General features: G+C 62.0%; 21 protein-coding genes and 2 tRNA genes. 15 read left to right on the forward strand and 8 right to left on the reverse strand.

Features of this window, described 5'->3' with window-relative positions; genetic code table 11:
* Positions 1–193 precede the first annotated feature (193 nt).
* Positions 194–3,277 carry an FAD-binding and (Fe-S)-binding domain-containing protein gene (locus C476_RS00450; protein ID WP_008008761.1) on the reverse strand — a complete coding sequence of 1,028 codons (3,084 nt, stop codon included), beginning with the start codon at positions 3,275–3,277 and terminating at the stop codon, positions 194–196.
* A gap of 519 nt (positions 3,278–3,796) precedes the next feature.
* Here C476_RS00450 and C476_RS00455 point away from each other — a divergent pair.
* Positions 3,797–4,966 carry an acyl-CoA dehydrogenase family protein gene (locus tag C476_RS00455; RefSeq protein WP_008008763.1) on the forward strand — a complete coding sequence of 390 codons (1,170 nt, stop codon included), beginning with the start codon at positions 3,797–3,799 and terminating at the stop codon, positions 4,964–4,966.
* A gap of 286 nt (positions 4,967–5,252) precedes the next feature.
* Here C476_RS00455 and C476_RS00460 read toward each other — a convergent pair.
* Positions 5,253–5,326 (reverse strand) — tRNA-Ile (locus C476_RS00460).
* 76 nt (positions 5,327–5,402) lie between these two features.
* Positions 5,403–5,990, reverse strand: a complete 588-nt coding sequence (locus C476_RS00465; RefSeq protein WP_008008764.1) for an FxsA family protein — start codon at positions 5,988–5,990, stop codon at positions 5,403–5,405.
* A 150-nt stretch (positions 5,991–6,140) separates the two neighbouring features.
* Between C476_RS00465 and C476_RS00470 the strand changes: the two genes are divergently transcribed.
* Positions 6,141–7,781 carry a DUF255 domain-containing protein gene (locus C476_RS00470; protein WP_008008767.1) on the forward strand — a complete coding sequence of 547 codons (1,641 nt, stop codon included), beginning with the start codon at positions 6,141–6,143 and terminating at the stop codon, positions 7,779–7,781.
* A gap of 79 nt (positions 7,782–7,860) precedes the next feature.
* Here C476_RS00470 and C476_RS19255 read toward each other — a convergent pair whose 3' ends face one another.
* Both C476_RS19255 and C476_RS00480 read right to left on the reverse strand, forming a co-directional pair.
* Entirely contained in the window at positions 7,861–8,268 is a 408-nt protein-coding gene (locus tag C476_RS19255) for a DUF7344 domain-containing protein (RefSeq protein ID WP_241430456.1), read from the reverse strand.
* 58 nt (positions 8,269–8,326) lie between these two features.
* Positions 8,327–8,992, reverse strand: a complete 666-nt coding sequence (locus C476_RS00480; protein ID WP_008008771.1) for a helix-turn-helix domain-containing protein — start codon at positions 8,990–8,992, stop codon at positions 8,327–8,329.
* A gap of 390 nt (positions 8,993–9,382) precedes the next feature.
* Here C476_RS00480 and C476_RS00485 point away from each other — a divergent pair, with 390 nt between their 5' ends.
* The 4 genes from C476_RS00485 (at position 9,383) to C476_RS00505 (ending at position 11,936) form a co-directional block, all read left to right on the forward strand.
* The gene (locus C476_RS00485) at positions 9,383–10,027 is read left to right on the forward strand and encodes a helix-turn-helix domain-containing protein (protein WP_049911514.1); all 645 of its coding nucleotides are present in this window, start codon (positions 9,383–9,385) and stop codon (positions 10,025–10,027) included.
* Positions 10,028–10,242: 215 nt separating this feature from the next.
* Positions 10,243–10,467, forward strand: a complete 225-nt coding sequence (locus C476_RS19260; protein ID WP_241430458.1) for a HalOD1 output domain-containing protein — start codon at positions 10,243–10,245, stop codon at positions 10,465–10,467.
* Entirely contained in the window at positions 10,457–10,642 is a 186-nt protein-coding gene (locus C476_RS00495) for a hypothetical protein (protein ID WP_008008775.1), read from the forward strand. Before C476_RS19260 ends, C476_RS00495 begins: the two co-directional genes overlap by 11 nt.
* Positions 10,643–11,132: 490 nt before the next feature.
* Positions 11,133–11,936, forward strand: coding sequence for a TrmB family transcriptional regulator (locus tag C476_RS00505; protein ID WP_008008780.1), 804 nt, complete (start codon positions 11,133–11,135; stop codon positions 11,934–11,936).
* Here the strand turns inward: C476_RS00505 and mptA are convergent.
* On the reverse strand, positions 11,933–12,859 hold the full coding sequence (gene mptA, locus C476_RS00510) for a GTP cyclohydrolase MptA (protein ID WP_008008782.1): 927 nt from the start codon (positions 12,857–12,859) through the stop codon (positions 11,933–11,935). The two genes, C476_RS00505 and mptA, sit on opposite strands and share 4 nt — an antisense overlap.
* A gap of 442 nt (positions 12,860–13,301) precedes the next feature.
* Here mptA and C476_RS00515 point away from each other — a divergent pair, with 442 nt between their 5' ends.
* On the forward strand, positions 13,302–14,222 hold the full coding sequence (locus C476_RS00515) for a nucleotidyltransferase domain-containing protein (RefSeq protein ID WP_008008784.1): 921 nt from the start codon (positions 13,302–13,304) through the stop codon (positions 14,220–14,222).
* A gap of 209 nt (positions 14,223–14,431) precedes the next feature.
* Complete coding sequence (locus C476_RS00520) at positions 14,432–15,196, forward strand: hypothetical protein (protein ID WP_008008786.1); 765 nt, start codon at positions 14,432–14,434, stop codon at positions 15,194–15,196.
* 107 nt (positions 15,197–15,303) lie between these two features.
* Here the strand turns inward: C476_RS00520 and C476_RS00525 are convergent, their stop codons facing one another.
* Positions 15,304–16,140 carry an NAD(+)/NADH kinase gene (locus C476_RS00525; RefSeq protein ID WP_008008787.1) on the reverse strand — a complete coding sequence of 279 codons (837 nt, stop codon included), beginning with the start codon at positions 16,138–16,140 and terminating at the stop codon, positions 15,304–15,306.
* A gap of 579 nt (positions 16,141–16,719) precedes the next feature.
* On the opposite strand from C476_RS00525, the gene C476_RS00535 reads away from it, so the two are divergent.
* The 6 genes from C476_RS00535 to C476_RS00560 all read left to right on the forward strand — a co-directional run bounded on the left by C476_RS00535 (position 16,720) and on the right by C476_RS00560 (position 21,810).
* Positions 16,720–16,959 (forward strand): amphi-Trp domain-containing protein, encoded by a 240-nt coding sequence (locus C476_RS00535; RefSeq protein WP_008008793.1) that lies wholly within the window; start codon positions 16,720–16,722, stop codon positions 16,957–16,959.
* Between the two features lies 1 nt (position 16,960).
* Positions 16,961–17,323: a hypothetical protein gene (locus C476_RS00540; protein ID WP_008008794.1), complete on the forward strand. Its 363-nt coding sequence runs from the start codon at positions 16,961–16,963 to the stop codon at positions 17,321–17,323.
* Between the two features lie 87 nt (positions 17,324–17,410).
* On the forward strand, positions 17,411–17,845 hold the full coding sequence (locus C476_RS00545; RefSeq protein ID WP_008008796.1) for a universal stress protein: 435 nt from the start codon (positions 17,411–17,413) through the stop codon (positions 17,843–17,845).
* Positions 17,846–17,987: 142 nt separating this feature from the next.
* The gene (locus tag C476_RS00550; protein WP_008008798.1) at positions 17,988–19,496 is read left to right on the forward strand and encodes a hypothetical protein; all 1,509 of its coding nucleotides are present in this window, start codon (positions 17,988–17,990) and stop codon (positions 19,494–19,496) included.
* A gap of 107 nt (positions 19,497–19,603) precedes the next feature.
* A complete protein-coding gene (locus C476_RS00555) occupies positions 19,604–20,569 on the forward strand; it encodes a transcription initiation factor IIB (protein ID WP_008008801.1) in 966 nt (321 codons plus the stop codon).
* A 116-nt stretch (positions 20,570–20,685) separates the two neighbouring features.
* A complete protein-coding gene (locus C476_RS00560; RefSeq protein WP_008008802.1) occupies positions 20,686–21,810 on the forward strand; it encodes a type I restriction enzyme HsdR N-terminal domain-containing protein in 1,125 nt (374 codons plus the stop codon).
* Positions 21,811–21,897: 87 nt separating this feature from the next.
* Here C476_RS00560 and C476_RS00565 read toward each other — a convergent pair.
* A tRNA-Gly gene (locus tag C476_RS00565) sits at positions 21,898–21,968 on the reverse strand.
* Between the two features lie 135 nt (positions 21,969–22,103).
* On the opposite strand from C476_RS00565, the gene C476_RS00570 reads away from it, so the two are divergent.
* The gene (locus C476_RS00570) at positions 22,104–22,898 is read left to right on the forward strand and encodes an NAD+ synthase (protein WP_008008805.1); all 795 of its coding nucleotides are present in this window, start codon (positions 22,104–22,106) and stop codon (positions 22,896–22,898) included.
* The last annotated feature ends 60 nt before the right edge of the window (positions 22,899–22,958 follow it).

Below are 22,958 nucleotides of genomic sequence, written 5' to 3' on the forward strand. Positions count from 1 at the left end.
TTTTGCCCCTCTCGAGCGAGGTGTGTCGTCGATGACGCGGCGTTCACCCTGCGCTGTTGATACTGCCGGACAGAACGACGTGACGATCGGTCGCCTGCGGCCGTCACCGGTGGAGACGGCCGCGAATCCGCGACTGACTTCGTATTGACTGCTGTCCGACAGTATGAGCGATGCTGCCGTCACAGCGACGGTGCTACTGTGGCCGCTCGAGTGCCTCCGCCACGACCTCGATCGGCGTCGGTGGCTCCTCGGGTGCGCCAGGGCGGTTCTCGAGTTGGGTCCGACAGGAGGCCCCCGGCGCGACGACGCGGTCGCCGTCGCTGTCGGCGACCTGCTCGTAGAGGATCGCGGCGATGGCGTCGCTCATCGAGGCGTGTTCGGCCTCGTAGCCGAAGGAGCCGGCCATCCCACAGCAGCCCGAATCGAGGGGATCGACGGCGTAGCCCGCCCGTCGAAGCACGCCGACGGCGTGGTGGTCTTTCGCGACGGACTTCTGGTGGCAATGGCCGTGGTAGACGAGCTGTTGCTGGACTGCCGCAGGGTCGAAGTCGATGGCCTCGTCCAGCCGGAACGTATCGATGTATTCACAGACACCGTAGGTAGCGTCGGCGACCGTTTCGGCCGCATCGGACGTGAGCAGATCGAGATAATCGGACTGGAACATGACAGCATCGGAGGGTTCGATCACGACCACGTCCCAGCCGGCGTTGACCTGCGGTGCGAGCGCGGTCACGTTCTCGCTGGCCGTCGTCCGCGCTTTCTCGAGAAAGCCCTTCGAGAACGCCGGGCGTCCGGTGTCACCCAGTCCGTCTGGGACCCTGACGTGGACGCCCGCGGCCTCGAGGACGCGGACGGCCGCCTTCCCGGCGTCGGGATGGTTGTAGTTGGTGTAGGTGTCGGGATAGAGCACGACCGTACGGTCGGCGTCGGCCTCGGCAACGCGCGCGCCGCCTCGCTCGTCGAACCAGTCGCGGAACGTCTCGGCGTGGAACGTCGGCAGCGACCGGCTCGCATCGATCCCGACGGTGGCCTCGAGTAGCTTGCGGGCGCCCGGCACCTTCGCCGCGACGTTGGAGACGGGGGCGAGTCGACTCCCCCACTTCGAGAGCGTCGCGACGTTGGCGAAGAGCCGATCGCGCAGGGTCGCGCCGTTGCGCTGGTGGTACTCGTGGGTGACCTCGGCTTTGAGCTTCGCCATGTCGACCTCGCTCGGACAGTCGATGGCACAGCCCTTGCAGCCGATACAGAGGTCCATCACCTCCTCGACGAACTCGTCGGAGACGGCTTCGCCCGGCTCGAGCCCCCCGCTCATGGCCTGCCGGAGCGCGTTCGCCCGGCCCCGGGTCGCCGTGATCTCCTCGCGGCTGGCCCGGTAGGTCGGACACATCACGCCGCCGGTGGTCGACTGTTCGCCGCGACAGCCGCCACAGCCGTGACAGAGTTCGACCATGCCCTGCATGCCGTTGTCGTTGTCCCACTGGAGAGCAGGCTCGAACCCCGCCTCGAAGTCGTAGTCGGGGTCGAATCGCAGATGCTCCCGCAGATCGGTGGGGTCGTCCTCGCGGAAGACGACTTGGCCTGGATTCAGCAGCCAGTCAGGGTCGAAGGCAGTCTTGAGGTCCTGGAAGGTCTCCCAGAGTTCGTCGCCGTAGAGCTTGTGATTCCACTGCGTGCGAGCGCGACCGTCGCCGTGTTCTCCCGAGACCGACCCGCCCAGCTCGACGACGAGGTCCGTCACGTCGGCGGCGATCCCGTGGAGTTGCTCGAGGCCGACCTCCGTCTTCGTATTGACCAGCGGCCGGACGTGAAGCACGCCAGGGCCGGCGTGCGCATAGAACGTGGCGTAGGTGTCGTGAGTCTCGAGGATCTCCTCGAATCCCTCGACGAACTCGGGGAGGTGCGCGGGTGGGATCGCAGTGTCCTCGATAAAGGAGATGTGCTTCGCGTCGGTCGTCCGCGAGAGCAAGATCGGGAGGCCGGACTTGCGGAGCTTCCAGAGCTTCGCGCGTTCGGCCTCGTCGTAGGCCTCGAGCGCCTCGATCGCGCGCGTTTCGGCGTCGCTGTGTGGCACATTGGCGGCCGGCTCGCCGGTGGGTGTCGCCGACGGCACGCGGTCGGCAAGCAGGCCGGCAACCTGTGCTTTCCCGTGGGCGTCGTCCTCGGCGTAGAACTCGACGAGGAGGACGGCGTTCGTTCCCTCGGGCAGGATCTCGGTGACGGGGCCGAACTCCGCGGTATCGCGGGCGAGATCGATCAAGACGTCGTCGAGCACTTCGACCGCGGCGGGGTCGTGTTCGAGGATCGGCTCGACGTCGCACATCGCGGTATGGAGATCGGGATAGCAGAGCACGGTGACGGCCTTCGTCTCGGGAATTGGCTCGAGCGAGACCGTCGCTTCCGTCACGATCGCCAGGGTGCCCTCGCTGCCGGCCAGCAGGCGCGCGAGGTTGACGGTGCCGGGCTCGCCGGTTTCCTCGCCGCCCGGCAGGTCGTCGCCCCGTGCCTCGGCGACGAGCCGATCGAGGTTGTAACCCGAGACATTGCGCTTGAGGTCGGGATAGGCGTCTTCGATGCGGTCTGCCTCTTCGTCGAGAATCCGCTCGACTTCGGCGTAGATCCGCCCCTCGAGGTCGCCGTCGGGATCGGCCCGCTCGCTGATCTCTGCGACGGTCACCTCGCCGAAGCGGGTAACGGTGCCGTCGGCGAGGACTGCCTCTACTTCTTCGATGTAAGCGTCGGTCTTGCCGTACTTCAGGGAGTGTGCGCCGGTCGAGTTATTGCCGATCGCACCCCCGATGGCGCTTTTGTCACGCCACGCGGGGTCGGGCGCGAACTTGAGGTCATGAGGAGCCAACGCTTCGTTCAGCGTGCCCACGATCGTCCCGGACTGGACCGTGGCAGTGCGCCCGTCGGGATCGATCGCGAGAATCTCGTTCATGTGCCGGGTGAAATCCAACACGACGGCCCGGTTGACCGTCTGGCCGGCGAGACTCGTCCCGCCACCCCGCGGGAGCACTGGGATCTCGCGTTCGGCACAGTACTCGAGGATTCCCGCGACGTCGGCAGTCGATTCGGGGAAGGCGACGGCGATCGGCGTCACTTCGTAGGCGCTCGCGTCGGTCGCATACAGTTCGCGAGAGTAGGAGTCGGCTCGGACCTCACAGTCGACCACTCGCTCGAGGTCTGTGACCAGGGCCGGGCGGTCGACGTCGTCGCTCCGGTAGTCGTAGTTCGCTCGCCGGTCGGCGGCCGGGTCGGCGCTCGGCTCCAAAGACATACGTCACCCTTGCGCAGGGGCGACAAAAAGCACCCGCATTATCCCATTAGACGACCGGTACTGGGGCTGTTCGGTCGTCTCGCGTTTCGCTGTCATACGGACTACTGTCAGTCAGTTCCGGCGTCTCCGCGACCCGTCCTGCGGATACACCGGTACATCGGTACAGCAGACCGTATCAATCACCGATATCACAGGAAGGGGTGGTCGGACAGGCGGGGGATCTCGAACCCCCTGTCCGGCACGCGTTTGGTTCTGCAGTGTGATCGAGGTCAAACGTCGCCTCACTGCGTTTCAACGCGTGCGTCCCTGGGGGCCGCCGTTCGCTGTCTCGAACGGCACCCATCTGTACTCGAGGCATAAAAACAAATAATGTGCCTAACTAGTGAGGTATCTGTGCCGATGGCCCCACCAAACCGCAGTCGCCCTCGCTGTCGGCTTCGCGGCAACCAGTGTGCCTTGTGACCGTATCCCGTGGCATTAATCGGAATGTCTATCCCTCTCATTCGAGACGGAAGATGTATGCTGGATTTCGTACAACTCGAGGCCGACCTGGGACAAGAAGAGCGACTCATCCGCGAGACGGCGCGTGAGTTCGTCACAGACCACGTGCGGCCCGACATCGGCGAGCATTTCGAGAACGGGACGTTCCCGACGCAACTCATCCCGAAGATGGGCGAACTGGGGTTTTACGCACCGAACCTCGAGGGCTATGGCTCGCCGAACGTCTCGGAGACGGCCTACGGGCTGGTGATGCAGGAACTCGAGGCTGGGGATTCCGGCATCCGCTCGATGGCGTCGGTCCAGGGTGCGCTCGTCATGTATCCCATTCACGCCTACGGCAGCGAGGCCCAGAAAGAGGAGTGGCTGCCGGCGCTGGGTGAGGGCGAGGCAGTCGGTTGTTTCGGGCTGACGGAACCCGAACACGGCTCGAACCCGTCGGCGATGGAGACCCACGCGGAGCGCGCCCCCAACGGCGATGGCTACGTTCTGAACGGGTCGAAGACGTGGATCACGAACGCGCCGATCGCCGACATCGCCGTCGTCTGGGCGCGCGATCGGTCGGCTACCGACGACCCCGTCCGCGGGTTCCTCGTCGAAACCGACCGCGACGGTGTCACGACGTCCGAAATCGACGGCAAGCTCTCGATGCGCGCATCGATCACCGGCGAGATCGGATTGAACGACGTCTCCGTGCCCGCGGCGAACGTTCTCCCCGGCGTGTCCGGTATGAAAGGGCCGCTGTCTTGTCTCACACAGGCCCGGTATGGCATCGCCTGGGGTGCCGTCGGCGCGGCACGGGACTGCTTCGAGGCGGCCCGCGACTATGCCACCGAGCGCGAGCAGTTCGGCGGTCCGATCGGCCGGTTTCAGCTCCAACAGGGAAAACTCGCGGAGATGGCCACCCAGATCACGCTTGGCCAGCTACTGGCCTACCGACTGGCCGACCTCAAAGAACGCGGCGAGTTGCGCCCCCAGCACGTCTCGATGGCCAAGCGCAACAACGTCCGCATGGCCCGCGAACAGTCACGCGTCGCCCGCGAGATGCTTGGTGGCAACGGCATCACGACCGACTACTCGCCGATGCGCCACCTCGCGAACCTCGAGACGGTCTACACCTACGAGGGGACCCACGACATTCACACGCTGATCCTCGGCGAAGACCTGACTGGGCTGCAAGCGTACCAGTAGCCCGCGTCGACGGCCGTGCTGAAAATGGCTCTCTCTGCCCTTTTCGGATCAACAACGTCGTTTTGCTCGTGTTGCGCGAGCCGTTACTGCTGGTGTTTCCCTCGTCGTCGTTCGACACGTCCGAGCTAGCGTCCTGACAGCGGACGAGGTCCTCGAACGCGCTCGTCCGTTCTCCTTCCTGCCAACGGCTCGAAATAATAGCGGTAGCTCGAGAACGTGCTCGTCGCAACTGATAGGAAACTCGTCGCAAACCTTCAGCTCACGAGTTTGCTCGTCGGAAAACCAGTGGGCCAACTCGGATTTGAACCGAGAGCCTCCACCTTATCAGAGTGGCGCTCAACCTAATTGAGCTATTGGCCCGCGTCGCCTGCTTCGCACTCGGTAGTTGCTCGGTGGGACGTTTAAACGTTTCTTTCTGGAAGTCCCGTGCGAACCGCTACCGGGCAAAGGGATCGTCGTCTCGGTCGTCAGTGTGCTCGTCACCGAAATCGATCGTATACGAGTCCTCGCTGTCGTCGCCGTCGACGGTATAGTCGTCGTCGCCGAGGTCGTAGGTTCCGCCAGCAGTCGAGTCAGTTCGTCCTTGCGCCGTCTCTTGGTCGGGGAAACCGAACGTCCAGACCTTCCCACTGGCGAATCCGCTGGTTTTCTTGTCTGCGTACGGCACGATCACGAAGCGTTTGAGCGCCGCCCGAATCGGAATCCGTGTCACTGGCACGGCCAGCAGGAAGCCGATGGCGTCGGTCACCAGTCCCGGCGTCAGCAGGAACGCACCGGCGGCGATCAGCAAGCCGCCGTCGAGCAGTTCGTCGGTCGGCGGCTCGCCACGCACCATCGAGCGTTGCATCTTCCGGAGCGTTCGCCGCCCTTCGGCTCGCACGAGGAGCATACCCACCAGGCCCGTCAGGACCACCAGCAGCACCATCCCGACCCAGTTGAGGAAGCCAAACTGAGTGACGATCACCGCGAGTAACACGGCGTCGAGAAACGGGATGAGCAACAGCGCGAAGATCCACCAAGGCATACCACACTCTAGCCGCCGAAGGGTGAAAGTCCTTTACTCTCGTCACAGCAGGGTCCGGCTCGAGGCGCGATCGGACACGCCGACGCAAACTCACATGTCGGGAGCGAAAGCGAACGAAGGGCTTACCCCGGCGACTCGCCTCGCTCCGATATGGACGATCCAACGCGCGTCGAGTGGCGCGAGTGGGGCCAAGCGGCCTTCGATGAGGCGGCAGCGGCCGATATCCCTGTGTTGCTCTCGCTGACTGCGACGTGGTGTGATCACTGCCACGAGATGGATGCTGAAACCTACGCGGAGCCTCGCATCGCGGCCAACATCAACGATAGTTTCGTGCCCGTGCGAGTCGATGTCGACCGGCATCCGCGCGTCCGCGACCGATACAACATGGGCGGGTTTCCCTCGACGGTCTTTCTTGCACCCAACGGCGAGGTCCTGACGGGTGCGGGCTATCTCGGTCCCGACGGGATGCGCCAGGTCCTCGATAGCGTTCGGACGATGTGGCAGACCAACGGTAGCGGCGCAGCGCGTGTTCCGCGGCCGTTGCGGGAGGACAACCCGCCGGCAGGCGAACTAACGCCGGCGATCGAACAGGCCATGCTGGGCCAGCTCTCGGAAACGTACGACGAGACCGCCGGCGGCTGGGGTCAGGAACCGAAGTTTCCACTGCCGGACGCCCTCGAGTTCGCGCTCAAACGCGACCGGGAGATGGCGCTGCGGTCGTACGACGCCGTCAGTGCGAACCTGTTAGACGAGTACGAGGGCGGTTTTTACCGGTTTGCGACCGACCGCGACTGGTCGGGGCTGCAACACGAGAAACTCCTCGATTCTAACGGCGCGCTGGTGCGTGCGTTCGCAAACGCCTACCTCCTCACGGGCAAAGACGAATACCGCGAGCCTGCCGAGCGCACGATCGACTATCTGACCGCAACGCTATGGAACGGCGATGCCGACGCCTTCGCGAACAGTCAGGCACCTGGCGAGGACGATGCTCACAGCCTCGACGCGACCGACCGGGCGAGCGCCGACGAGCCGCCGGTTGACGACGGCGTCTTCGCCGGCCCGAACGCGCTCGCGATCGAGGGTCTGCTGACCTACTATGCGTATACCGACGACGAGCGCGCCCGCCGATACGCCGAACGCGCACTCGCGACTCTTCGTGAGGACTTACTCGTCGACGGCGTCGTTGCCCACTCCCTCGAGAACGCGGCGAGCGCTGACGACCCTGTCTGTCTCCTCACGAATCAGGCCCGTGCGCTGGGCGCACTGACGACGGCCGCGAGCACGATCGATCCGTCCGTCCTCGCGGACGCAACGGCGATTGCCGACGCAGCGATCGATCGCTTGCACGACGGGGACTCGTTCCTCGATGGCCCTGTCGAAGGCGTCGGCCTACTCGATCGGCCCCTGCGACCGCTCGACGCGAACGTTGCGTTCGCCGACGGGCTGCTCGAGCTGGCCGTCCTCACCGGCGAGGACCGCTACCGCGAGCGTGCCCGCGAGACGCTCGAGGCTTTCGCAGGGGCCAGCGACCGCTTTGGCGTCCAGGTCGCACGCTACGCGACCGCAGCCGCCCGGTTGCTCGAGGGGCCGCTCGTGCTCCGCGTCGCTGCCGAACCCGGCTCGGACCTGCACCGCGCGGCGCTCCGACTCGCGGACCACGAGAAGGTGGTCGTTCCCGATGCCGACGGGCTCGAGGCTGGAACGGCACGGGCCGAACGGAGAGACCGTGTGTCTGAACCTGCCGAAACCCCAGCGGCGTTGAGCGAGCGCGTCCAGGCCGTCCTCGATTGAGACGGACTCCTGTCGATCAGTGCCGGTGCGACCGCGACCGTCCTGCGGTTGTACCGGTGCATCGTTACAGCCGACCGTCTCACTCGTGGACGTCGTACGACTCGACCAGCGCCAGGAGTTCTCGTTCCAGTTCACCGCCAACAAACTGAACGTGCCCCGTTTTAGCCTCATAGTCGATTATCCGAGCCTCGTCCAGTTTTGGAAGATGGGTATGGTGAAGTGCGATCCGGACGCGTTGTCGGTGTTCGTCTGACTCCCGTTTCGCGTCTTCGTCCTGAACCCGGTCTGCAACGCGATCGACGAGCACATCGTATTCCAGTGTCTTCTCGGAGGCGTTGTCCAACGCCTCGAGGGTGGCACGTCGATGTTCGTCCGCTACTGCCGACAGAACCGTATCGGGAGAGATCGGTCTCTCACGCCCCGAAGAACCGGAAACCGCATCAATTGACTGGATATCACGCGTCCCCAGCTCTCGACTCTCATCCATACTCACATAGTGGAGACCCAACTGTCTGGTCCTGTCCCATGGTGTATAATGGGAACAGTCAGTCCACTTGCGCCGCTGACTCGGGAGTGAGAAGTGCGTACCTCCCGAACGTGCCGATGGCACGACGCAGTCGCTCCGTCACTGCCTGATCGGAAATTCCCAACTCGTCAGCTAACTCCGCGGTCGTACAGCCTCGTGGTATGTCGTAGTATCCCATTCGAACGGCAAGCGTAAGCGCTTCTCGTTGGGGCTCACTCAAGCCGTACCACGGACCAGACTCGGGGTCCGTTGGATTGTATATACGGATTATCTTCAGGGAGATGTGCGCGTCCTCACAACAGTCCTGGCACTGACTCAGTGCCTCGCGGTTCGAGAATCGTATCTCGAGATTCCACCCTTCCGGTGATCCAGTAGCACCCAGTATTTGCCCGTCGTGTTCCAAGATACATTGAAAAAGGTGGTCTTGGCTCGCATCCCAGTTGATCCTGAACAGCGTCCGATCGTCGAACACGTCCACCTCCGTGACACTGCTGACAGTTGGATAGCGTTCGACGGTATCGAGAAAGCCGTTTTCGACCGGTTCGTAGACCCAGAAGAGCGGTACGGTCGCGTCCCCACTCGGGACGAGCGTTTCGAGTTCGATTGCCGACGCTTGCTCTAGACTGAGGATTTGTCCGAGTTCAAAATCATCGGACGGGATACGAATTTCCGTTATCACACTCATGCTCGCTTGTGAGACTAGATTGCTCGGTCGTACAAAAGGAGATGACATGGTACACCATGGCTGCTGGATACCAAACGGACTCCCCGCTCGCAGCGCACACTATACCGGCCAACAACTGTGTGTTGCCGCTTCTCGAAGCTATGATACTGCTGGACAGAACGACGTGAAGCCGGCCGCACATATGCGGCCGTCACCTATGGGGACGGCCGCGAATTCGCGACCGGCTTCGTATTGACTTCTGTCCTGTAGTATGANGAAGCCGGCCGCACATATGCGGCCGTCACCTATGGGGACGGCCGCGAATTCGCGACCGGCTTCGTATTGACTTCTGTCCTGTAGTATGAGACACCACCCATGCCGGTTATTCGTCTGCTAGACGAAGGCTCCCGCATGGCGACTGTGATGGAGTTTACGAGTCCGGTAGCGGAGTTTCCACTGGGGAGTGTATTCGAGAATTTGCCGGGTGTGACCGTCGAACTGGAACGACTGATCCCACACGAGACGCTGATTATCCCGTATTTTTGGGTGCGTGGTGCAGAAACGGAGGACATCGAAGCGTCGTTCGAGGGACATTCCGGCGTGAGCAACATCCGACTGGTCGATCGCGTTGAAGACGAGTATCTCATGCGTGCCGAGTGGGAGTCAGAGTACTTCGGCATCTTGAGTGCGCTTGCCAAGGCCAACGTTGTCGTGCTTTCCGGGACTGGAACGAAAGACGAGTGGCGATTCGAGGTGCGAGGCGAGAGTCAGGAGGCAATCGCCGAGTTTCGAGAGTACTGCCAGGAAAACGACATCCCGATAGCGATCACCGCGGTTCACGCCATGCTTCCGATCCAGGGAGAGGGCTATGAGTTGACCGAGACCCAACGCGAGGCACTGATATTGGCCTACGAACGGGGCTACTTCGACACCCCACGCGAGACGTCGCTCGAAGAGGTCGCTGACGAGCTTGGTATCACCCAGCAGTCACTATCGTCACGTCTTCGACGCGGGCATCGACGCCTCATTGGAGCGACGCTTAGCAGTTCGGCGTGATCGTTCGGATAGGATTCTTTCTTAAACCCTCTGTATAATCAGCACCCCTATTGAACCGATCCAGACAGCTAGAATCAGGCGAGATGAACGCAACAGTTTCTGGGGTTGGAGTCGAATCGGTCGAGTACACTCCGGAATCTGGGACTGTTCGCACCCAGTTCGATCAAGAGAAGACACCTGCGAGCATGGCTGTTATCGCAACGCTGGCAGATGTAATGGACACTGATCCGGTTGATCTGACCCCGCTCCATTCCACTGTTGACCCTGAAGAGTTAGATTCGTTCGTCCGGGTTCGCAACGGGGCAAACGGAGATACCCACAGTGCATTCACTCATGAGGGCCACGCGATAACCGTACACAGCTACGGTGTGATCGCCATCACACCAGACACGAACTCACAACGGAAAAATACGGCAGGGGCAAGGGAAGATGACGTCTGAGGAGACCTCGCTTACGTCGAAGGAGGAATTGAACGCGGAGCTGAAAGCGCTCCTTCGCAGGGCCTACGAGGGTGGAATTGATGTGGAGGGGGGATTCGAATGTCGGAATGGGGTCGAACATCCTGACTGGGACGTGATCGTCACGGAAGTCAAAAAGAACGAGCAGTCGGAGTGACCGACGACGAGGGAGACCGATCGTAGCAGATAACAGGTCTGTGAGAGAGGAACGCCGTAACGACGATCGCATCGAACGGGTGCTCTCAGCACAACAGTGGCAAGTATTACGTGCGCTACTGGACGAGAGTGCGATGTCTGCAGATCCGATTCTTCGAAAGGGAGAGACTCTTGGCTCCGGGGAGTATCTCACGATCTGTTACGAACTCCATCACGTTCTACTCCCCGAATTAGCGGACATGAGACTCGTCGAGTTCGACAGGTTCAAAGACAAAGTACGGCGAGGACGGAGATTCGACGAGGGACGTCGATTTCTCGAACAGATCGCTGACGATCATGACAAGTAACATGTGCCTGTAAGCGCTTCGCTGCTGACTCTCTCACTCCTAGACTGGTATTCGACAGGCTGCCGTTCGGCTCGAACCTGTCGATACCGTTCACCGCTCAAACCACCCGAGCGTTTATACCGCTTCGGTAGGTTCGTGTTTGATATGGCCACTCTTAGAGATCTCGGGCTTTCCGAGTACGAAGCGCGGGCTTATCGAGCGCTGCTCACGACAGGTCCCACAACGGCAAAGGAGTTGTCGCGAGCCAGCGACGTGCCGATGGGACGGATCTACGACGTGCTCAATAGCATCGAGCAGTACAATCTGGTGCGCAGTCAGACCGCCAGCCGACCGAAGAAGTACGTCGCCGTCGAGCCCTCGACCGCGCTCGATCGGCTCCTCGAGGACAAGAAACGCGAACTCGAGGAAGAGGCCGAACAGTACGAATCGATCGTCGACGACCTTTCCGACGAACTCGACGCAGCCGAGCCGGTCGACGAACAGTTCTGGACCGCTGCCGTCGGCCCCGAGGAGACGCGCGATCTGCTCTTAGAGCGGCTCGCGGCGGCCGACAACGACATCGTGATGGTGTCGGCACATCCCTCCCCACAGTGGAACATCGAGGCCGTCAGTGAGAAAATCAACGCACAACTCGAGGACGCACTCGATAGGGGTGTCTCGATCGATCTCTTGATGACCCGCGACATGGTCGCTTCCCTCTCCGAAGCGGTCGGCCGCCGCTACCGGGAAACCTTACAGCAACGGACGGCGTTCAACGTCCGGACCCACGACGATCTCACGGGCTCGTTTAACATCATCGACGGCGTCGAGGTCTGCATTCAGGTGCCGAACCCGCTGTCCTCGGGCGAGGCCTTTGGCATGATCGACCTCAAGGATCCGGAGTTCGCCGCGAACGTCCACGAGGAGTTCGTTCCGCGCTGGGAAGCGGCTGAGCCCCTCGAGTTCTAGTCGCTGATCTCCTCGCGGAGCGTCCCCAGATCGACAACGCGCTCGGCGTGGGCGTTGTGCTGGTGGATCGACTCGTCGTTGGACTGGGCCATCGTGATCACCGCGTCGTCTGGCAGATGATCGAACTCGTCGACGACGCCTTCCGCCATTGCACGCACGCAGTCCTCGACGAACTTCGCGTCGGCGTGGGCCTCGTAGGTCATGTGATCCTCGTCGGGTCGCTTCGCGAGGTTGTAGATCCGCGCGCTCATCGAGTCCCGCGCGATATCGATGACGTCGTTGAGATCGACTTCAGGGTCGCCACCCGCCTCGACGGTCAGCGTGGCGTGGCCACGCTGGGAGTGGCCCGGCTGTGGCACTTCCTCTAAGAATTCGGTGATCGTCTCTTCCTCGACGCCCAGATCCTCGAGCGTCTGTTTCGCGCGGGAGGCGGACATCCCCTGTGAGCAGGGACAGACGGTCATGCCGGTGACCTGTGCGCCGATCTCCTCGCGGGTGCCCTCCTCGGTCGCCGTCGCCGAGGCCACGATATCGACCATGTGTTGGGTCTCGCGGTCGCTTGCCGGCGTCTGCTCGCGGCGCATGAATTCGGCTTCCATCGAGACCTCCGCGCGCGAGGTGTAGTCGTGTTTCTCGAGCAGCCGTTCGGCGGCCTCACCGCAGACTTCCTCGACCCCGTAGGCCTCCTCGCGGGTCGCGTCCTCCAAGATTTCGTCGATGACCTCCATGTTGCGGCTCATGTCCGCACCCTTGCGCCAGGCTGGGAGGTCGACGAAGACCTCGAACTCGGCGGTGAGGACGATCGGCCGTTTGTCCTCGCGGGCGATCTTGACGAGCTTGTCGACGCCGGTGACACCGACCTGGCTCAGACCGACAGTCACGTCTGGCGACGTCGCCTGCACGTCCGGCAACTGATGACTCATTGGCCGCATTCAGGGCAGCGTCCGATTCAAGCTTTCGGAACCGGGAGTATTACAGTGGGGCGTCTCGGCACTAGCTCGAGCCATCGGTTCTTTAAGTGTCTCTGGTTACAAGGTAGAGCTATGACGGGAGATCGTCGCTTCTCGAATTCTCACACCGTCGAGCGACAGGTGTGTCCGTGTCTCGAGTAGCAGAGAACGAGTCAGGTTCGGCGCTCGTCTTCCTTTAAGTGCTTCTGGTCACAAGGTGAAGATACGACGGGAAGACGGCCGTTCTCCTGACTGCTGGTTCGGTAGTGACGATGTCGGTTCGTTCATACGGTCGTCATCGTGACGTGTCTACGCACGTCCGCTGGTTCTTTAAGTCCCTCTGGTCACAAGGTGAAGCTACGAAGGGCATTCGGCACCCGGTCTTCTCTCGTCTTCCGCGCCTCGAGCCACAGTTATGGCCGCTGTCCCCAACCACGTCCACGAGACCGTCACCGACCACCTGACGACCATCGAACGCGAGCACGATGTCGCGGTCCCGCTGGCGGTCGCCCGCGGGAGCCACGCCTGGGGTGGGGCGAGTCCAGACAGCGACTACGACGTCGGCTTCGTCTTCGTGTCGGCCGATCTGCGTCGGTACGCACACCTCGAGCGTCCACCCGAGACCATCGTCGAAGATCGCGGCGCGTTCGAGTACCAGGGCTGGGACGTGCGGACGTTCGCGCGGTTGCTCGCCGATTCAAACGAGGGTGCGATCGATCTGTTGCGCAGTCCGATCAGCTACCAACGTGCGTACGACCCCGACGAACTCGCCACCTACATCGAACAGACGTACAATCCGATCGATCTCTATCATACGTGGCGCGGCATTGCGACGAGCAACTATCGCAAGTACATCTCGCATCATTTGGTCCGCAGTGATGACGAACTCTTTCCGATCGTCGAGGCAGACGACGAGACGTACCTCGTCGAGACCGACGACGGCACGATGACGGTATCGGCCGACGACGAGCGATTTCAGGAGACACAAACGAAGCCCACGGTCAAGCGAAACCTGACGATCTACCGTGCGGCGATGGCCGCCCGCTATCTCAAAGCGACCGGCGAGCGCGGCACACACGATCTGCCGGCGCTCGCGTTCGAGACGTTCCTCCGCGAGCAGGCACCTGCGGTCTTCGATCCCGAGCGGATCGAGCGTGCCCGCGAGTTGCTCGAGCGAAAACGGGCCGGCGAGGGCAACGCCACGATCGGTGACGCAGTCGGCCGCGCGTTTGCACATCCACCGAAACGGATCGATCCCGACGTGCATGCACGGGCTGGTCCCGATCCCACGCGGCTGGATGGGTTCATCGACGAGGTGATCGACGCGGTCCAGTAGTCCGTCGGTCCCGTCTGTTCTTTAAGTGGTTCTTGTCACAAGGTGAAGCTACGAAGGGCTTTTCGCCGGCCGATCGTCTCGAGACACGAGCCACAGCACCGGTCGTTGTCCCCGTTCGGACTCGACTTGTTAGCGATCCTGTCAGTCGAATTGATACGCGAGACGTGCGGAGCGAGCCTTTTTCACGCTCCCCCTCCGAGCGACAGGTGATGCACGACGACGGTGCCGACCCTGGTCGCCCCCCTGTGGCGGGTGGGACCAGCACGGACGGCGTCGAGTACGATTCCGATCGTGAGCGACGCCTCGAGACCCGGCCCGGTTCCGGGGCGCTCTCGCGGGCGGAGGTCCAGCGCGATTCGACGGTTCGCCAGTGGGGCGTCGTCACGCCGAGTGCGACCGTTATCGGCCGCGCAGAGTCTCCCGACGCGGACCTCTCCGAAAGCGTCCGCCGCCTCCACGACGAACAGCACGCGGCGACACCGGGCTACAGCGAGCGCGCCCATCGCCTCGATCGGCTCCGAACCACGCAGGCGCTGTGTAACGCCCTCGAGGTGACGCCGTGGCAGCGCGATCTCGCACTCGGCGTCATGGACGAGATCGATCTCACCGAGTTCGGCAGCCAGCGGGCGATCGAGAAGGTTGCGCTCGTGGTGATCCGCCACGTCGTCGACGTCGACCGCCAGCAGTACTTCGGACTCGACGACATCGACGCGCAGGCGCTGTCTGCCGACCGTATGGAAGAGTTGTTCGCCCAGTATCGGGCCCACGACATCACCGACGAGGAGTCGTTCAAGCGCCTCGCGGCCGAGTACGGACTCGATACGACGAGCCTGAATCGCTTGCGCCGCGTCCTGAAATCGCAACTCGACGACGAGCTCCCCGCCTACGGTCGCAACCCCTACCGCGATCCGAACCTGCCTGACGTGACCGGCCAAGACACTGCCGACGCAACCGTCTCCGGAACGGAAAGCTGACCTGACAGTTGCCGGTGAGACGCTTCTCTTGTCCCGTCTCGAGTCCGTCGCTGTGTGCCTATCGAACGCGGGTCGGCACCTCGCGTGACTTGCCCGATCGGGAGTGACTACTCGAGCTTGTCGAGCCCATCGAGGAAGTTCGCCTGTGGGCCGACGAGCGTGACGGCGTCGTCCGCAAGCGAGATCGAGACCGTCGCCGGCGGCTCGAGCCGTTGTCGGTTGCGCCCGTCGCTGATCGCGTAGGCGGTGTCGGTGCCGGAGACAGTGAGCGTGAGTTCGCTGTCGGGTTCGACCACTAACGGCGGCATCGACTCGGTCGCGGCCATCTGCGTGACGACGAGTACGTCGGCCGACGGATGAACGAGCGGGCCGCCTTCGCTCAGGTTGTAGGCCGTCGAGCCCGTCGGCGTGGCGACGAGAACGCCGTCGGCGTGGCTCTCGGCATATTGCTGGCCGTCGACGCGGATCTCGATGGTCGCACCGCCACCGTGGCCCCGTCGGGGACCGTGGACGACCACCTCGTTGAGCGCTGGCTCGAGCGTCCACTCCGTGTCGACGCCCGTCGCCTGCAGCCGCGCCAGTTCGCGTCCCTCGACGGTGCCTGTCTCCTCGAGGTCGGCGACGAGGTCGGTGACGACAGCGAGCGCGTCGTCGGGGGCGACGGCGTTGAGAAAGCCGACTTCGCCCAGATTGACGCCAAGAATCGGCGTGGGGCCGACTTCGCGGGCGACGAACAGCAGCGTTCCGTCGCCGCCGATACTCACGACGAGATCGCGCCCTGCCATCGCGGCGACCGGGACGGCGGTCGCGTCGACCGCCTCGCCAGTGAGCTCGTCGACGACGACGCGTGCGCCCTCGCGCTCTATGGTGTCGACGAGGGTCGCGGCGAGTGCCTGTGCTCGTTCGTTGTTCCGTTGAGCCACGATTCCGACGGCGACGTCCATCGTCGGCGGCTTCCCGCCCCGTGGTCAAAAAGCCACGCTTGTCTTGCTGGGTCCCATGGCCGACGGTCAACTCGCAGTCGTCGCTGTCGATCCAATCGAGATCGCAAACAGCCTGGCGTCGATCCGCAACGAACTCCCGACACTCGTCGAGGCGGTCTGTGTCTTGCTGCTCGTGGTGATTGCCGGGAATCGGGCGAACCAGCGGAACGAAATCTATGATTTCATCCGCGGTTTGAACAATGCGGGCGTTACCACGTTGCTAACGAGCGAAGCCTCAGAGGCGAGGCGGACGCCTCGCGGTATGGTATTGTCGCGTCTCTTACCGATTCCATCGTCTACAAGTACGGTCAATCGGACGACGTCCGCGAGACCAGGCTGGGGAGTCGAAAGGCAGCCACTCCCCGATGCGACCCACTCTCGAGAGTTCCCTCGAGGCGGCTCGGTCTACCAGCACGTGAACCTGTGTTACCATCACTTTCCGGGGCAGTGAACTGTTACGGCGACGGCTGATCTAGTAACAGCGAGTTAGGGTGCCGTTTGGTGTCCATACTTTTGCGGGTACGGACGCCATACCCCCGCATGGCCCAACGGACGACCGCCGACGAAACACTGTCACGAGACGAATTCGCCGCCTACCTTCGGGACCTCGCAGCGGAGTTCGAGCAGGGCGACGAGCAAGTCACCGTTCCGGTCGGGAACAAGAACGTCGCGCTGGCGCCACCGGAGATGCTCGACGTGTCGGTCGAAGTAGTTGAGCGGTCGTCGATGCTTCGCGGAGACCGCGAGACGGTCGACATCGAACTGAGCTGGAAACCGTAATATGGCTGTTGTCGACTCGATCCTGATCTTCGTCCTGAGTCTGCTCGTGGGAACGGTCGGCATCCTCGCGGGCGTGCGACTGGTGGTAGACAGGGATGCGGGCTTTGCGAACGCAGCCATGACTGCACTGATCGGCGCGATCGCGTGGGCGATCACGAGTTTCTTCGTCGGCTGGGTCCCGATTCTGGGTGTGTTGTTGATGCTTGCCGTCTGGGTCGGCGTGATCAACTGGCGCTATCCCGGCGGCTGGGGTACTGCCGTCGCGATCGGCTTCGTCGCCTGGATCGTCGCGGTCGCGCTCGTCTATGCGTTTGCGGTGATCGGCTTTGTCACGCCCGATGCGCTCGGAATCCCGGATGTGTGAGACGATCGGGTGGCCCGCGCGTTCCCACTGCCGAAGATGGAGGGAAACCCCTTTTTCTGTCGGCGCGAGAGGACAGCCTAGACAGCGATGTACGAGACGATTCTGTTCCCGACTGACGGCAGCGAGCACGCGGCAACCGTCGCGGACCACGCGATCGATATCGCGGCCACACGAGACGCCACTCTGCACATTCTCTCGGTCGTCGACGATCGCGCCTTCCTCGTCCTTGACGACGACCGCGTCGAGCGCGTCCGCGAGGACCTCGCGGCGACCGCCCGCGAAGCGATCGACGACGCTGTGACCCGCGCCACCGAACACGACATCGAGACGGAGACGGCAGTCGAGACGGGCAACCCGGCCGAGTGTATCGTCGACTACGCCGCGGACGTCGATGCCGACCTGATCGTTATGGGAACCAGCGGCGACGAGTACGAACGCAACGTCGTCGGCAGCGTCTCACAGCGCGTCGTCCGCGAAGCGCCCGTCCCCGTCACCACTGTCGGCCCCGACGTCGAGAACTGATTCGGGTCCGACCGACGAGCCGGGGTCACGCTTGCTTCGCACCCGATCGCCGATGTGACTAGCCGTTTGCCGTTGCCCTCTTTTCGACGGGGCGGGCCGGTACACACAGTTTGATATGTCTTCTGTCGCTACTGACGGAGACATGCGTCGATCGCTCGTGATCGCGGCCGTCCTGTTCGTTCTTGCGTTCGTGCTCATCGGTGGGCCATCGATGGCACTGTCGCTCTCGTCGAGCCAGCAGCCGACCGCGGACTCACAGTCGGCGTCGAGCCCTGCCGAAACGGACACGCCGGCTCCCGACGTCGTCTCGTTCGATGACTCCGAGAGCGGCTTCTGGGAGTATCTCAGCCCTCGAAAGGGGTTTCAAAAGCGGAGCCCGATCAACGTAATCGTCCGCGGTGACGTCGCGGACGTCGAGCAAGTCCTGGTCGAAGCGAACGACGGCGACTGGTCCGAGATCGATGACTCCGAGGAGGCTGCGGTTCCGGAAACGTATGCTCTCGTTGGCGGGAACAGCTCCGATAACGAAACCCAGTCGATCAACGAAACGCCGCCGAACGACTCGGTCACTGCCGAGGCGAACAACTCGACGCTCAACGCATCGGACGACCCGGCAACCAACACGACCGACGACGCATCGAACGGCCCACGGAGCCGCCTGCCCGAGTTCAACTGGGGAGAGGCCGACGGCGGAACTCGCTACGCCTACGTCGACCCCGGGCCCAACGAGAGCGGCTACTGGACGACCGAAACACGCCAGCTCGAGGACGGCAGCTACTACGGCCAGCGCTATCACATCCGCCTCTACGAGAGTCCGAACGAGGGCGACGACTGGGTCGCCATGCAGACCCACTCCGAACACTTCGACTGGTTTACGCTCCGCCACCGCGTCCACGGCTCACAGGCCGCCCAGCGAAAGGTCGAGTCCAACTTCATGGACCATCCCCAGATCGACGTCGAAGACGACGTACGGCGGATCTATTTGGGGAATAGCAACTCTTCCGATGCCGACGGCTGGGCGACGGTGGTCGATCTTGCCGGCCTGCTCGTCGTGCCCACGCTGGTCGGCATCCGGGCTCGCAGGCGGCGCTCTCACGACTCCGCTGGAGCCGACCACGTCACCGACCGACTGGGCCAGCGAACGGCCGCCGTTCTCGACGATCACCTGACCGACGCCGATGGGCGTCGCCTTGCGGCTGCACTCGCCCGACTCGAGGGTGGCCACTTCGCGCTCGCCTTTGCCATCATCGCCCTGCTGCTCGGTGTGCGGGCGGGTGGTATCGTCCTCGAGCACCGTGCGACGTTTCTTACGCCCCACCAGATCGCCGCGGTACTGTATCCGGTGATCGGCCTCGGTCTCCCGACGGCGACGTACCTGATCGCACGCGGGCTGACACGCCGACTCGACGCCGCCGTCGTCGCCGCGGGCTCGCTTGCGGTCGCGATCTGGCTCGACTACGGCATGCTCGGCGTCGAGACACTGCCGCTCGAGGTCGTCGTCCAGCGGATGCTCGTGGTCGTCGCGCTCGGGCTGCTGGCCGGCGGTGCGGCCAAACGCGCAGCGCGTCCCTCGAGGGTCAACGACATGTTGCTGGTCGGAATCACGATGTGGGTACTGGTGCTGGTCGGCACGCTGTCGGGTCATTTCTGACCTCTGTGGCGTCGATTTATCGGTGAAACGGCTCGTCACTCCTCTGTGAGGCTGGCGTTCTATCGCGGCGAGGCCTTAAGTTCTTGCGCCGTTGTTCTCTACATGACATGGCAAGCCCACCCCGCCAGCGCGAACGTAATCCTGGAACGACAGAACAAACGCAGGAATCAGCGGGTGAGCGTGCCTGCGACGAATGCGGTGGCGGGACCCTCGTCAAAAGCGAAGATCAGGGCGAACTCGTCTGCGACCAGTGTGGCCTGATCGTCGAAGGGACGAACATCGACCACGGGCCGGAGTGGCGCGCGTTCAACCACTCCGAACGCCAGAACAAGTCCCGGGTGGGCGCGCCGACGACCCAGACGATGCACGACAAGGGGCTGACGACCTCGATCGACTGGAAGAACCAAGACGCCTACGGCCGGTCGCTGTCCTCGGACAAGCGCAACCAGATGCGCCGCCTGCGCAAGTGGCAAGAGCGCATCCGCACCAAAGACGCTGGCGAGCGCAACCTGCAGTTCGCACTCTCCGAAACCGACCGGATGGCTTCCTCGCTTGGCATCCCTCGCTCGGTGCGCGAGGTCGCCTGTGTGATGTACCGGCGTGCACTCGACGAAGACCTCATCCGCGGGCGCTCGATCGAAGGCGTCGCAACCAGCACCCTCTATGCCGCCTGCCGGATGGAGGGCATCCCCCGCTCGCTCGAGGAAGTCTCCGGTGTCTCCCGCGTCGAGCGCAAGGAGATCGGCCGCACGTATCGGTATGTGGCCCAAGAGCTCGGCCTCGAGATGGAGCCGGTCAACCCCAAAAAGTACGTGCCCCGATTCTGTTCGGAACTCGAGCTCTCTGAAGAGGTCCAGGCGAAAGCCAACGAGATCATCGATACGACGACCGAGAAGGGACTACTCTCGGGCAAGTCACCGACGGGGTATGCCGCGGCCGCGATCTACGCTGCCTCGCTGCTTTGTAACGAGAAGAAGACTCAGCGCGAGGTCTCGGACGTCGCGCAGGTGACCGAAGTGACGATCCGAAACCGGTATCAAGAGCAGATCGAAGCGATGGGGATTCACGAGTAGCGGCTGTCAGAAACGGTTCGAGAAATTGAGGTGACGCGCACATTTCTCCTTCGGTAGCAACTGTCGCCATCGTTGTAGATGGATTAATATGTACGACGTGGGGTACATAACGACAAATGAAAAGCGAGGCCGTTCGCAAGTACGTCGAGCAGTCAAAATCAATTTTAGAAGCCTCGCCGCAGATGGATGAGGAAAACACGAAAGTCCGACTCGTACAACCGTTTATCGAACTTCTCGGGTGGAATATCTACTCTACCGAGGTTGAACTGGAATATCCAGTCCAAATGGGGACACAGCAGTCAAAAGTTGATTACGCTCTTATGCTCGGGGATACCCCAGTCGTATTTATTGAAGCGAAGTCCGCTCGATCAGATCTTTCTGAACATAACGTGAGCCAACTCCGGAGTTATATGCGCCAAGCCTTGAATGTTGATTGGGGTATTCTTACGAACGGTAAACAGTTCGAAGTATTCAGTAAAAATGGGAATTATGAAAGCGGTGAGGAAACCTCAATTGCGTCATTTCATGTTAATAGATTAACAGAAACTCCAGAAATACTTGAAATTTTATCTAAAGAGTCGATTCAGTCGGGACGGGCGGATGAGATTGCGACTCAGATTGCAGAAACGAATCAAGCAATTCAGTATCTAGACGATCGAGAAGGTCAGATTGCGGAACAACTAGCAGGGATTATACACGATGAACTCGGTAGTGTCCCGATCAACCTTGAAGAGCAAAGTATCGAGTTCGTACAGGAACTTCGAAGTGCTCTTCGAGATCAACGTCAATTCCTCGGGAATACTACGGAAGCTGATAGAGATACAGATTCAGATAAACCGATCACATCGGTTGAGGCCAGCAATACGGACCGTTCGCATGCTAAAAGCGATACGGACGGCAATGAAAGATATGTCATTGAAATAGGAAATGACAAAACAACACTTGCAACGCTTTCCGGGGAGAATCAAACTGATGCGTTACATGAGGCGGTGAATTATCTGATTGAAAACCACGACCTTATTTCAAAAATTGAACCACTACCATATATCCCAGGCAGAGAAAAGGCAATAATTAACGATGAACCGACTTCACCGCATGATGAAGAGGCTATGAGAGTATACCGCGAGTTACCGGATAGCAATTATATTGATACACATATGAGTAAGGAAGGGAAGAAGCGTCACCTTCGAAAACTTACTGAGCGATGTGATCTTGAGGTTGAATTTGCCGGAGAATGGTAGCTGATGGACTCTAGCGTACGTGCTTGTATTGTTTTCCTCATTCTCGTGAAAAAGCAGATAACAGCCAGATAAGAAGGAAGATGACCATGCGCCGACCGGGAATTGAACCCGGGCCGCGAGCTTGGGAAGCTCGAGTCCTACCACTGGACCATCGGCGCCCGCTTACTTCGCCCGAATGTATCGCCCGGTCACACTTCAACGTAGCGCTCTCGAGCACACATCGAAATCGGTCGTTCGACCACTTTTTTGCGAGGAGGGGTGCCTATTAGGTCACGCCGTCCCTAGCCAGTCACATGATCGACCTTCGCTTTTCGGAGGCGGAACTCGAGCAACAGCGCGACCACATCACGGCGTTCATTCGGGATCGGGTCGAGGCCGCAGGAGCCGACGGCGTCGTCCTTGGGTTTTCGGGTGGGATCGACAGCACGCTGACCGGCTATCTCGCCGTCGAGGCACTCGGGGCAGAGAACGTCCACGGGCTCGTATTGCCGGCACACGTCAGCAGCGAGGAGCACATGAGCGACGCCGAGTGGGTCGCACAGGAACTCGAGATTACCTACGACGTGATCGAAATCGAGCCGATCGTCGACTCGTTGCTGTCTGTCTACCCTGAAGCCGAGGGTGACCACGAAGCCGTCGGCAATGCCCGTGCCCGTGTTCGGGCGGTGCTCAACTATCTCGTCGCCAATCACGAGAGTCGGCTGGTGCTGGGCACCGGCAACCGTAGCGAGGCCGCCGTTGGCTACTTCACCAAGTACGGCGACGGCGCAGTCGACTGCCACCCGATCGGGAACCTCTACAAGGCACAGGTTCGCCAGCTCGCCCGCCACGTCGGCATCCCCGAGGACCTGGCCGAAAAGACCGCGACCGCAGAGCTGTGGGCCAACCAGACCGATGAGGACGAACTGGGGATCAGCTACGAGACGCTCGACTCGATTCTGGCGACCCACATCGACGGTCCGCTCTCCGTGGCGGCGACCTGTCGGTTGCTCGAGGTCGACGCGGAGACGGTCGAGCGGGTCCGCGGGATGTACGACGGCAGCGAACACAAGCGCACGGTGCCGCCGGCTCCGGAGCCACTCGAGTAATATCGACCCGGGCCGGTCCGTTTCGCTCAGCGAGACGGTCTCTGCTTGTCACCGAGGCTG

Origin of the sequence: Natrinema limicola JCM 13563, assembly GCF_000337475.1 — an archaeon.
GTDB lineage: Archaea > Halobacteriota > Halobacteria > Halobacteriales > Natrialbaceae > Natrinema > Natrinema limicola.

What these genes read in the sequence shown, in the direction of transcription:
- C476_RS00520 (WP_008008786.1), top strand. Translation starts at nt 14,432, where the DNA reads ATGCACGACGACGGTGCCGACCCTGGTCGCCCCCCTGTGGCGGGTGGG.
- C476_RS00570 (WP_008008805.1), top strand. Translation starts at nt 22,104, where the DNA reads ATGATCGACCTTCGCTTTTCGGAGGCGGAACTCGAGCAACAGCGCGAC.
- C476_RS00495 (WP_008008775.1), top strand. Translation starts at nt 10,457, where the DNA reads ATGACGTCTGAGGAGACCTCGCTTACGTCGAAGGAGGAATTGAACGCG.
- C476_RS00485 (WP_049911514.1), top strand. Translation starts at nt 9,383, where the DNA reads ATGGCGACTGTGATGGAGTTTACGAGTCCGGTAGCGGAGTTTCCACTG.
- C476_RS00525 (WP_008008787.1), bottom strand. Translation starts at nt 16,140, where the DNA reads ATGGACGTCGCCGTCGGAATCGTGGCTCAACGGAACAACGAACGAGCA.
- C476_RS00450 (WP_008008761.1), bottom strand. Translation starts at nt 3,277, where the DNA reads ATGTCTTTGGAGCCGAGCGCCGACCCGGCCGCCGACCGGCGAGCGAAC.
- C476_RS00540 (WP_008008794.1), top strand. Translation starts at nt 16,961, where the DNA reads ATGGCTGTTGTCGACTCGATCCTGATCTTCGTCCTGAGTCTGCTCGTG.
- C476_RS00560 (WP_008008802.1), top strand. Translation starts at nt 20,686, where the DNA reads ATGAAAAGCGAGGCCGTTCGCAAGTACGTCGAGCAGTCAAAATCAATT.
- C476_RS00480 (WP_008008771.1), bottom strand. Translation starts at nt 8,992, where the DNA reads ATGAGTGTGATAACGGAAATTCGTATCCCGTCCGATGATTTTGAACTC.
- C476_RS00455 (WP_008008763.1), top strand. Translation starts at nt 3,797, where the DNA reads ATGCTGGATTTCGTACAACTCGAGGCCGACCTGGGACAAGAAGAGCGA.
- C476_RS00545 (WP_008008796.1), top strand. Translation starts at nt 17,411, where the DNA reads ATGTACGAGACGATTCTGTTCCCGACTGACGGCAGCGAGCACGCGGCA.
- C476_RS00470 (WP_008008767.1), top strand. Translation starts at nt 6,141, where the DNA reads ATGGACGATCCAACGCGCGTCGAGTGGCGCGAGTGGGGCCAAGCGGCC.
- C476_RS00515 (WP_008008784.1), top strand. Translation starts at nt 13,302, where the DNA reads ATGGCCGCTGTCCCCAACCACGTCCACGAGACCGTCACCGACCACCTG.
- mptA (WP_008008782.1), bottom strand. Translation starts at nt 12,859, where the DNA reads ATGAGTCATCAGTTGCCGGACGTGCAGGCGACGTCGCCAGACGTGACT.
- C476_RS00505 (WP_008008780.1), top strand. Translation starts at nt 11,133, where the DNA reads ATGGCCACTCTTAGAGATCTCGGGCTTTCCGAGTACGAAGCGCGGGCT.
- C476_RS00555 (WP_008008801.1), top strand. Translation starts at nt 19,604, where the DNA reads ATGGCAAGCCCACCCCGCCAGCGCGAACGTAATCCTGGAACGACAGAA.
- C476_RS00550 (WP_008008798.1), top strand. Translation starts at nt 17,988, where the DNA reads ATGCGTCGATCGCTCGTGATCGCGGCCGTCCTGTTCGTTCTTGCGTTC.
- C476_RS19260 (WP_241430458.1), top strand. Translation starts at nt 10,243, where the DNA reads ATGGACACTGATCCGGTTGATCTGACCCCGCTCCATTCCACTGTTGAC.
- C476_RS19255 (WP_241430456.1), bottom strand. Translation starts at nt 8,268, where the DNA reads ATGGATGAGAGTCGAGAGCTGGGGACGCGTGATATCCAGTCAATTGAT.
- C476_RS00535 (WP_008008793.1), top strand. Translation starts at nt 16,720, where the DNA reads ATGGCCCAACGGACGACCGCCGACGAAACACTGTCACGAGACGAATTC.
- C476_RS00465 (WP_008008764.1), bottom strand. Translation starts at nt 5,990, where the DNA reads ATGCCTTGGTGGATCTTCGCGCTGTTGCTCATCCCGTTTCTCGACGCC.